This window comes from Streptomyces sp. NPDC101237 (assembly GCF_044767465.1).
Lineage (GTDB): Bacteria > Actinomycetota > Actinomycetes > Streptomycetales > Streptomycetaceae > Streptomyces > Streptomyces gramineus.
In genome coordinates, this window is the sequence record NZ_JBIWNY010000012.1 from 249,456 (window position 1) to 259,653 (window position 10,198).

The window sequence follows — 10,198 nt, forward strand, 5'->3', positions numbered from 1 at the left end:
CTCCGCATACCGGACATGAACATCCGGTCAACGAACCATTTCCGGCCAAATTCCTGACGCGGTCCTGACAGATCGCGTTTTCTGGTGCCACTCTTCCCACGGCCGACCCACAGCAACCCCACAGAACCATCCCGTCGCTGCCGGGTCCGGCGCTGCACGCGTACGTGGTTCCGCGTTCCGCCTGTTCCGCAGTTCTGCCCGGACCGCCCACCCGCCGTCCGGATCTCCCCTGGCCGCGCGACCCGCGGCCACGCAGAAGGAGTCAGTGGTGAGAAGCAGTTCCTCTCGCAGACGCACCCCCCACCGCACCGCAGTAGTTGCCCTCGCGGGCGTCTCCGCCCTGATCGCCGCGGCCGTCCAGTCGGGCGCCGCCAGCGCCGCCCCGGCCGCGCCGCGGTCCGCCGGGATCAGCACCGCGCACGCCGCGGTCAAGCTCTCGCCCTCGCAGCGCGCCGAGCTGCTGCGGGACGCGAGCGCCGACCGGAGTGCCACCGCCAGGGCGATCGGCCTCGGCGCCAAGGAGAAGCTGGTCGTCAAGGACGTCGTCAAGGACGCCGACGGCACCGTCCACACCCGCTACGAGCGCACCTACGCGGGCCTCCCGGTCCTCGGCGGCGACCTGATCGTCGACACGGCCAAGTCGGGCGCCACCGAGCGCGTGATCAAGGCGAACAACGCCGCGCTCAAGGTCGCGGACCTGACCCCGGCGGTCAGCGCGGCGAGCGCCGAGAAGACGGCGGTCTCCCGCGCCAAGTCCCTCGGTTCGACCAAGTCGGCCGCCGACGGCGCCCGCAAGGTGATCTGGGCCGGCTCCGGCACCCCCGTCCTCGCCTACGAGACGGTCGTCGGCGGCTTCCAGGACGACGGCACCCCCAACCAGCTGCACGTCGTCACCGACGCCGCCACCGGCAAGAAGCTCTTCGAGTACCAGGGCATCGAGAACGTCACCGGCACCGGCAACACCCAGTACAGCGGCACGGTCTCGCTGTCGACGACCCAGTCGGGCTCGACGTACAACCTGACCGACGGCGACCGTGGCGGCCACAAGACGTACAACCTGAACCACGGCACGTCGGGCACCGGCACGCTGTTCTCCCAGTCGAGCAACACCTGGGGCAACGGCACCACGTCCAACGCCGCCACGGCGGGCGCCGACGCGCACTACGGGGCCGCCGAGACCTGGGACTTCTACAAGAACACCTTCGGCCGCAGCGGCATCAAGAACAACGGTGTCGGCGCCTACTCCCGCGTCCACTACGGCAACTCGTACGTGAACGCGTTCTGGGACGACGGCTGCTTCTGCATGACCTACGGCGACGGCTCCGGCAACGCGGACCCGCTGACCGCCCTGGACGTGGCCGGCCACGAGATGAGCCACGGCGTCACCTCCAACACCGCGGGCCTCAACTACTCCGGCGAGTCCGGTGGCCTGAACGAGGCCACCTCGGACATCTTCGGCACCGGCGTGGAGTTCTACGCCGCCAACTCCTCGGACGTCGGCGACTACCTCATCGGCGAGAAGATCGACATCAACGGCGACGGCACCCCGCTGCGCTACATGGACAAGCCGAGCAAGGACGGCGCGTCCAAGGACAGCTGGTACTCGGGGCTCGGCGGCCTGGACGTGCACTACTCGTCCGGCCCGGCGAACCACTTCTTCTACCTGCTGAGCGAGGGCAGCGGCGCCAAGGTGATCAACGGCGTCAGCTACAACTCGCCGACCGCCGACGGCCTTCCGGTCACCGGCATCGGCCGGGACAAGGCGCTGCAGATCTGGTACCGGGCGCTCACCACCAAGTTCACCTCGACCACCAACTACGCCGCCGCCCGCACCGGCACCCTCGCGGCGGCGGGTGAGCTGTACGGCACCACGAGCGCCGAGTACAAGGCGGTGCAGGACGCCTGGGCGGCCGTCGCGGTCGGCTCCCGCTCGGGCGGTGGCGGCGGGAGCGGCACGTCGTACGAGAGCACCACGGTGGTGTCGATCCCGGACAACGGGCCCGCGGTCACCTCGTCCATCGCGGTCTCCGGCCGTACCGGGAACGCGCCGTCCAACCTCCAGGTGACGCCGAACATCAGCCACACCTGGCGCGGCGACCTGGTGATCGACCTGGTCGGCCCGTCCGGGACTTCGTACCGCCTCAAGAACTTCAGCTCCTCGGACTCCGCGGACAACGTGACGGACACCTACACGGTGAACGCCTCCTCGGAATCGGCCAATGGGACCTGGAAGCTGAAGGTCCAGGACCAGGCCGCGCAGGACGTCGGCCAGATCAACAGCTGGAAACTGACCTTCCCGTAAACCGCAGGACACGGGCGTGAGCGACGGGCGCCGTCCGGGGGTTCGACCCCCGCCGGACGGCGCCCGTTTTACATGTTCGCAACGTTCACCCGACACCTGCTTTTCGGCCAACATCACTTCAGGGTCCTGACATGTACGCGACCTTGATGTCACTCTTCCCTCACCCGTCGCACAGCACAGCTCTTCACCACCCCACAGCCGGGCCCGGTAACCCCACACCGCGCCCGTACTCCCCACAGCCTGAAGGAGCTTGAGTGAGCCCCCTCTACGCGCGTCACAAGCGCACCACTCTGGCCATCGCCACCGCTGTCGCCGCCGGCGCGCTGCTGACCACGGGCCTGACCACCACCGCCTCGGCCGCCGCCAAGCAGCCGCCGGCCGCCGCCCCCACGCTGCTCTCCAACTCCGCCCGCACCGCCCTCATCCAGAAGGCGCAGGCGGACGTCACCGAGACCGCGCGGCAGATAGGCCTCGGCGCCAAGGAGAAGCTGGTCGTCAAGGACGTCGTCAAGGACGTCGACGGCACCGTCCACACCCGCTACGAGCGCACCTACGCGGGCCTCCCGGTCCTCGGCGGCGACCTGGTCGTGCACACCTCGGAGACCGGCAGGACCGAGGGCGTCACCAAGGCGACGAAGGCGGCCATCAAGGTGGCCTCCCTCAAGCCGCAGATCAGCACCGCCAAGGCGGAGAAGTCGGCGCTGAGCGCCGCCAAGACCCTCGGCTCGACCAAGTCGGCCGCCGACGGCGCCCGCAAGGTGATCTGGGCCGGGTCCGGCACCCCCGTCCTCGCCTACGAGACGGTCGTCGGCGGCTTCCAGGACGACGGCACCCCCAACCAGCTGCACGTCGTCACCGACGCCGCCAGCGGCAAGAAGCTCTTCGAGTACCAGGGCATCGAGAACGCCACCGGCACCGGCAAGAGCCTCTACTCCGGCACCGTCAGCCTCAGCACCAACCTGTCGGGCTCGACGTACCAGCTGTACGACACCACGCGCGGCGGCCACAAGACGTACAACCTGGCCCGTGGCACCTCCGGCACCGGCACGCTGTTCACCGACGCCGACAACACCTGGGGCACGGGCACGGCCTCCAGCTCCTCCACCGACCAGACGGCCGCAGTGGACGCGGCCTACGGCGCCCAGGAGACGTGGGACTTCTACAAGGCGACCTTCGGGCGCAGCGGCATCAAGAACAACGGCGTCGCGGCCTACTCGCGGGTCCACTACAGCAGCGGCTACGTCAACGCGTTCTGGGACGACAGCTGCTTCTGCATGACCTACGGCGACGGGTCCGGCAACACCCACCCGCTGACCGCCCTGGACGTGGCCGGCCACGAGATGAGCCACGGCGTCACCTCCAACACCGCGGGCCTCAACTACAGCGGTGAGTCCGGTGGCCTGAACGAGGCCACCTCGGACATCTTCGGCACCGGCGTCGAGTTCTACGCCGCCAACGCCTCCGACCCCGGTGACTACCTCATCGGCGAGAAGATCAACATCAACGGCGACGGCACCCCGCTGCGCTACATGGACAAGCCCAGCAAGGACGGCGGTTCGGCCGACAACTGGTCCTCGTCGGTGAAGAACCTGGACGTGCACTACTCGTCCGGTGTCGCCAACCACTTCTTCTACCTGCTGTCCGAGGGCAGCGGCGCGAAGACCATCAACGGGGTGTCCTACAACTCCCCCACCTACAACGGCTCCACGGTCACTGGTATCGGCCGGGCCAAGGCCCTGCAGATCTGGTACAAGGCGCTGACGACGTACTTCACGTCGACCACCAACTACAAGTCGGCGCGCACCGGCACCCTGTCGGCGGCGGCGGCCCTGTACGGCTCCGGCTCCACCGAGTACAACACGGTGGCCGCGGCCTGGTCGGCCGTGAACGTCACGTGACCTGACCACAGCGCGACGGGCGGACCCCGGGACGAAGCCGTCCCCGGGGTCCGCCCTACTCTCTCTCCCATGTCCTTCACGTACGAGGCGGTCGGCGCGACCCTCCAGGACCTCGCCGCCTGCCCGCCAGGCTTCCACCCGCTCCACGTGCGCACGCGCATAGGCGAGGGCGCGGAGGTCTTCCACAAGGCCGCCGAGGCGGTCCTCACCTGGGAACTCCACCGCGCCCTGGGCGTCGGCATCGAAGCCTCCGCCGACCGCGCGGCCACCGGCGTCGACGTCACCGTCAGCCTGGCCGGCCTGATCAAGGCGCCCTGCCGCATAGTGTGGACGGTCGAGGAGTCCCGCCGGGCCGGCTGGGCCTACGGCACCCTGCCCGGCCACCCCGAGTCCGGCGAGGAGGCCTTCCTGGTCACCCGCACCGGCGACGGCACGGTCTGGCTGACCGTCGCCGCCTTCAGCAGGCCCGCCAAGTGGTACGCCCGGGCGGGCGGCCCGGCCACCCGCGGCCTGCAGCAGGCCTACGCGCGCAGGTGCGGCAAGGTGCTGCGCGGTCTGTGCGCGGACGAGCCGGACGCCTTCTGACCGGGCGCCCGCGCACCGCGCACCGCCCGGCGGCCGGGCGGCGGAACGCTCCGCCCGGGCCGCCGGACCGCCCGCCTCACCGCATCAGCACCCCCGCGCCCTCCACCGCGCCCTGCGAGGGCGCGGTCACCAGCCCCAGTTCCGCGCCCGAGGCCAGCAGGCGGTGGGCGGGAAGGATGCGGACCGTGTAGCCGTAGGGGCCCGTGCGGTCCAGGGACAGCGGGCCCTCGTAGGTCCAGTGGCCCTCCAGGTCGGGGCCCCCGGTCGGCTTCAGCGGCACCGTCGTCGCGTCCGTGATGCGGTCCTCGGAGTCGACGCGGCCGGAGACCGCCTGCACCTCCACGTCGTCGGGCGTGAGGTCGCCGAGGCGGACGCGGACGCGCAGGGCGAGTGTGGTGCCGAGTTCGGCGGTGGCCGTGCTGACGGCCGCCTCGACGTGGTCCACGGACACCCCGTGCCAGGCCGCCCGCGCCCTGACCTTCCAGGCGGCCAGCCCGGCCGCCGCGTCCGGGGTCATGGACCGGTGCGCGTGCGCCGCCGGGGTGTACAGGCGCTCCACGTACTCCCGGACCATCCGGCCCGCCAGCACCTTGGGACCCAGCAGGGTCAGCGTCTGACGGACCATCTCGATCCAGCGGTCCGGGAGCCCGGAGCGGCCCCGCTCGTAGAAGCGCGGGGCCACCCGCTGTTCGAGGAGGTCGTACAGCGCCGCCGCCTCGATGTCGTCGCGGCGGTCGGGATCGGTGGCGGCGCCGTCCGCCGTCGGGATCGCCCAGCCGAAGTCCGGCTGGAACCACTCGTCCCACCAGCCGTCCAGCACCGACAGGTTGAGGCCGCCGTTCAGCGCCGACTTCATCCCGCTGGTCCCGCACGCCTCCAGCGGCCGCAGCGGGTTGTTCAGCCAGATGTCGCAGCCGGGCAGCAGCTTCTGCGCCATCGCCATGCCGTAGTCGGGCAGGAAGACGATCCGGTGCCGCACCCGCGGATCGTCGGCGAACCGGACCAGTTCCTGGACCAGCCGCTTGCCGCCGTCGTCCGCCGGGTGCGCCTTGCCGGCCACCACGACCTGGACCGGTCGCTCGGAGTGCAGCAGGAGGTCCATCAGCCGGTCGCGGTCGCGCAGCATGAGCGTGAGCCGCTTGTACGAGGGGACGCGCCGGGCGAAGCCGATGGTCAGGACGTCGGGGTCGAGGGCGTCGTCGATCCAGCCCAGTTCGGCCGTGCCGGCACCGCGCTGCCGCCAGGAGGCGCGCAGCCGGTCCCGGACCTCCAGGACCAGTTGCTCCCGCAGGTTGCGGCGCAGGTCCCAGATCTCCTGGTCGCCGACGTCGGCGACCGCGTCCCAGCGCTCGGTGCCGCCGACGGTCAGGGCCTCCTCGGTACGGCGGTCGCCGAGCTGCCGCGCCCCCAGCCGGACCACCTCGGGCGCCACCCAGGTCGGGGCGTGCACGCCGTTGGTCACGGAGGTGATCGGCACCTCGTCGGCGTCGAAGCCCGGCCACAGTCCGGCGAACATCTCCCGGCTGACGTTGCCGTGCAGCAGCGACACCCCGTTGGCGCGCTGGGCGAGCCGCAGGCCCATCACGGCCATGTTGAAGAGGTTGGGCTCGCCGCCGGGGTAGGTCTCCATCCCGAGGCGCAGGATGTGCTCCACGCCGATGCCGGGGAGTTCGGCGTCGGGGCCGAAGTGATGGGCGACCAGCTCCCGGTCGAAGCGGTCGATGCCGGCCGGGACCGGGGTGTGGGTGGTGAAGACGGTGCCGGCGCGCACCGCCTCCAGCGCGGAGTCGAAGTCCAGCCCCCCGGCGCACAGCTCGGCGATCCGCTCCAGACCGAGGAACCCGGCGTGCCCCTCGTTGGTGTGGAAGACCTCGGGCTCCGGGTGGCCGGTCAGCCGGCAGTACGTCCGGACGGCGCGCACACCTCCTATGCCGAGCAGCATCTCCTGGAGCAGCCGGTGCTCGCTGCCGCCGCCGTAGAGCCGGTCGGTGACCCCGCGTTCGCCGAAGTCGTTGTCCTCGACGTCGGAGTCCAGCATCAGCAGCGGGACCCGGCCGACCTGGGCCAGCCAGATCCGGGCCCGCAGCACCCGGCCGCCGGGCAGCGCCAGCGAGACGTGCGCCGGGGTGCCGTCGGCCTCCTTCAGCGGCACCACCGGGAGTTCGTTCGGGTCCAGGACGGGATAGTGCTCCTGCTGCCAGCCGTCCCGGGACAGGGTCTGCCGGAAGTAGCCGTGCCGGTAGAGCAGGCCGACGCCGATCAGCGGTACGCCCAGGTCGCTGGCCGACTTGAGGTGGTCGCCCGCCAGGATGCCGAGGCCGCCGGAGTACTGCGGCAGGGCGGCGGTGATGCCGAACTCGGGCGAGAAGTAGGCGACGGCCGCCGGCAGCTCGGCGGCCTGCGGCCGGGACTGGTACCAGCGGTCGCCGGTCACGTAGTCGTTGAGGTCGTCCGCGACCGCCGTCAGCCGGCGCAGGAACCGGCGGTCGCCGGCCAGCTCGGCGAGCCGCGCGGGCGGCACGCTGCCGAGCAGCCGCACCGGATCGCCCTCCGAGGCGGCCCAGCGCTCGGGGTCGACGGACTGGAAGAGGTCACGTGTCTCGGTATGCCAGGACCAGCGCAGATTTCGCGCCAGGTCGCTGAGCGGACGGAGGGGTTCGGGGAGAACGGGACGGACGGTGAACCGACGGATCGCCTTCACATTCCACTCCACGCGTTCGTGGTGAGAGCCGTACGGCGGTGTGCGGCTCGGCGTCCTTCAGACGGTACCGGTGTCGGGGCGGCCGTTGTCGGAGCTCGGCCACCGCGGCCCCGGCTCGGTCCCCCGGCGGGGGGCCGGGAGGCGCCACGCCTCCTTGTGGGACCCGGCGCCGCACGAGACCCTGCCCTCCTGAGCCGAGGAGGGGGAACGCGCCGTCATGCCGAGGAGGATCGACCGGCGTTCGCGTCCGGTGGGGGACTGGCCGCGGTCGTCACGGCCGTGCTGCTGTCGTCGGCCGCCCCGCCCGCGCACGCCGTACCGGAAGGGACCGTACCGGGCGCCGGGCGGCCCGGCTCGGTCGCCGGGAGCTATCTGGTGACCCTGAGAGAGGGGATCAAGGGGGCGTCGGCGTCCGGCAGGGGCATCGCCGGCCGCTACGGGGCGACAATCAGCCATACTTACGACAGTGTCCTGAACGGATACGCCGTCCTGGCAAGCGCTGCACAGGCCCGGCGGCTCGCCGCGGACCCGCGCGTCGCCTCCGTCGTCCAGGACAGCCGGGTGCGGCCGGCGCGCACGCAGCCGGACCCGCCGTCCTGGGGGCTGGACCGCGTCGACCAGGCGGGGCTGCCGCTCGACAGGTCCTACCGCCGGCCGGCGTCGGGCGGGGCGGGCGTCACCGTCTACGTGATCGACACCGGCGTCCGGATCGGCAGCCGCGACTTCGGCGGCCGGGCGCGCTACGGCTGGGACTTCATCGACGGAGACGGCTCCGCCGGTGACGGCAACGGCCACGGCACCCATGTCGCCGGCATAATCGCCGGAACACGGTACGGCGTCGCCAAGAAGGCCAGGGTGGTCTCGGTACGGGTGCTGGACGACACGGGCGCAGGCACCACCGCGCAGGTCATCGCCGGTATCGACTGGGTCACCGCGCACGCCCGCAGACCGGCGGTCGCCAACCTCAGCCTGGGCGGCGCGCACAACGCCCCACTCGACGCCGCGGTGCGGAACTCGATCAGGTCCGGGGTGACGTACACGGTCGCCGCCGGCAACAACGCGCGGCCGGCGGCGGGTTACTCTCCGGCCGACGTGCCGCAGGCCCTCACCGTCGGCGCCACCGACCGCACCGACACCCGCGCGGCCTTCTCCGACTACGGCCCGGCCGTCGACCTGTTCGCCCCGGGCGTGGCCATCGTCTCGGACTCGAACCGGAGCGACACCGCGACGGCGACCGACTCGGGCACGTCGATGGCGGCACCGCACGTGGCGGGCGCCGCCGCGCTCTATCTCGCCGCCCGTCCGAGGGCGGCCCCGGCCCAGGTCGCCGCCGCCCTGATTGCGGGGGCGGCGAGCGGGAAGGTGTCCGATGTGGGGCCAGGATCCCCGAACCGGCTCCTGCGAGTGCCGGAACCGTAAAGCGTTTTCCGCGTGCGAACACGCCACCGGCCCCGTTCGTACGCAACGGGGCCGGTCTTGTGCGTAGACATACGGCCGAGTAGTCAACAAAGTGCCGGATTGCCCACCCGAACTCCGTGGGAAGGCTCCTCCGGTACACCCCATGGACACAGCGCTGACACCCCGCACAGGTAGACCCTCAACTACACCCTCGGATACAGCCGCAGGACCCGTCCCGTCACCATGCCACCCGCCCACACCCTCGTTGCCGCGGACAGGAGCGGTCATGCCCGCCACGCACCAGTCGTCAGCACCTCCGACCCAGCGCACGTCATCCCGTGCCGCACCGCCCCAACCGCCCGCGGACGAGGCCACCGCCGTCGGCCGCATCCCCGTCCTCGACGTCCGTCCCCTGGTCCAGCAGGGCCGCCGGCCCGCCAAAGCGGTCCCCGGGGAGTCGTTCGAGGTCACCGCCACCGTCTTCCGTGAGGGTCACGACGCCGTCGCCGCCAACGTGGTCCTCAGGGATCCCAAGGGCCGCCGCGGTCCGTGGACCCCGATGCGGGAGCTGGCCCCCGGCACCGACCGCTGGGGGGCCACCGTCACCGTCGACGGGAAACCGGGACGCTGGACCTACCAGGTCGAGGCCTGGGGAGATCCGGTCACCACCTGGCGCCAGCACGCCCGGATCAAGATCCCGGCGGGCATCGACACCGACCTGGTCCTGGAGGAGGGCGCCCGGCTCTACGAACGGGCCGCCGCCGGGGTGCCGAAGAACAAGAAACGGGACGTCCTGCTGGCCGCCGCGGAGGTCCTGCGCGACGAGGACAGCCCGGCTCCCCGGCGCCTCGCCGCCGCGCTCGGCCCCGAGGTCGACAAGGTCCTGGCGCGGTATCCGTTGCGGGAGTTGGTGACCTGTTCGGAGCCGTTGCCGTTGCTGGTCGAGCGGGAGCGGGCGCTGTACGGGTCGTGGTACGAGTTCTTCCCGCGGTCGGAGGGCACGCCCGAGCGTCCGCACGGCACGTTCCGTACGGCGGCCCGCCGGCTGCCGGCGATCGCGGAGATGGGCTTCGACGTCGTCTACCTCCCGCCGATCCATCCCATCGGCACCACCTTCCGCAAGGGCCGCAACAACACCCTGGGCGCAGGTCCCGGGGACGTCGGGGTGCCGTGGGCGATCGGCTCGCCCGAGGGCGGCCACGACGCCGTCCACCCGGATCTGGGCACTGTGGAGGACTTCCGCTGGTTCGTCGCCGAGGCCGCCCGGCACGGCCTGGAGATCGCCCTGGACTTCGCCCTGCAGTGCTCCCCGGA

6 protein-coding genes are annotated in these 10,198 nt (G+C 71.7%); 5 read left to right on the top strand and 1 reads right to left on the bottom strand.

Annotation, left to right across the window (positions count from 1 at the left end; all coding sequences use genetic code 11):
- The first annotated feature begins 268 nt into the window (after positions 1–268).
- The 3 genes from ACIRQ9_RS20710 to ACIRQ9_RS20720 all read left to right on the top strand — a co-directional run bounded on the left by ACIRQ9_RS20710 (position 269) and on the right by ACIRQ9_RS20720 (position 4,785).
- Positions 269–2,302: a M4 family metallopeptidase gene (locus ACIRQ9_RS20710; protein ID WP_404175101.1), complete on the top strand. Its 2,034-nt coding sequence runs from the start codon at positions 269–271 to the stop codon at positions 2,300–2,302.
- Between the two features lie 254 nt (positions 2,303–2,556).
- Positions 2,557–4,200 carry a M4 family metallopeptidase gene (locus ACIRQ9_RS20715; RefSeq protein ID WP_404175104.1) on the top strand — a complete coding sequence of 548 codons (1,644 nt, stop codon included), beginning with the start codon at positions 2,557–2,559 and terminating at the stop codon, positions 4,198–4,200.
- A 69-nt stretch (positions 4,201–4,269) separates the two neighbouring features.
- Positions 4,270–4,785 (top strand): DUF1990 family protein, encoded by a 516-nt coding sequence (locus ACIRQ9_RS20720; protein WP_404175107.1) that lies wholly within the window; start codon positions 4,270–4,272, stop codon positions 4,783–4,785.
- Positions 4,786–4,861: 76 nt separating this feature from the next.
- Here the strand turns inward: ACIRQ9_RS20720 and ACIRQ9_RS20725 are convergent, their stop codons facing one another.
- Complete coding sequence (locus ACIRQ9_RS20725) at positions 4,862–7,486, bottom strand: glycosyltransferase family 1 protein (RefSeq protein ID WP_404175111.1); 2,625 nt, start codon at positions 7,484–7,486, stop codon at positions 4,862–4,864.
- 258 nt (positions 7,487–7,744) lie between these two features.
- Here ACIRQ9_RS20725 and ACIRQ9_RS20730 point away from each other — a divergent pair, with 258 nt between their 5' ends.
- Entirely contained in the window at positions 7,745–8,905 is a 1,161-nt protein-coding gene (locus ACIRQ9_RS20730) for a S8 family peptidase (protein WP_404175141.1), read from the top strand.
- A 265-nt stretch (positions 8,906–9,170) separates the two neighbouring features.
- Positions 9,171–10,198 (top strand): maltotransferase domain-containing protein (locus ACIRQ9_RS20735; RefSeq protein WP_404175114.1); only part of this gene is annotated, 1,028 nt, incomplete at its 3' end.

What these genes read in the sequence shown, in the direction of transcription:
- ACIRQ9_RS20720 (WP_404175107.1), top strand. Translation starts at nt 4,270, where the DNA reads ATGTCCTTCACGTACGAGGCGGTCGGCGCGACCCTCCAGGACCTCGCC.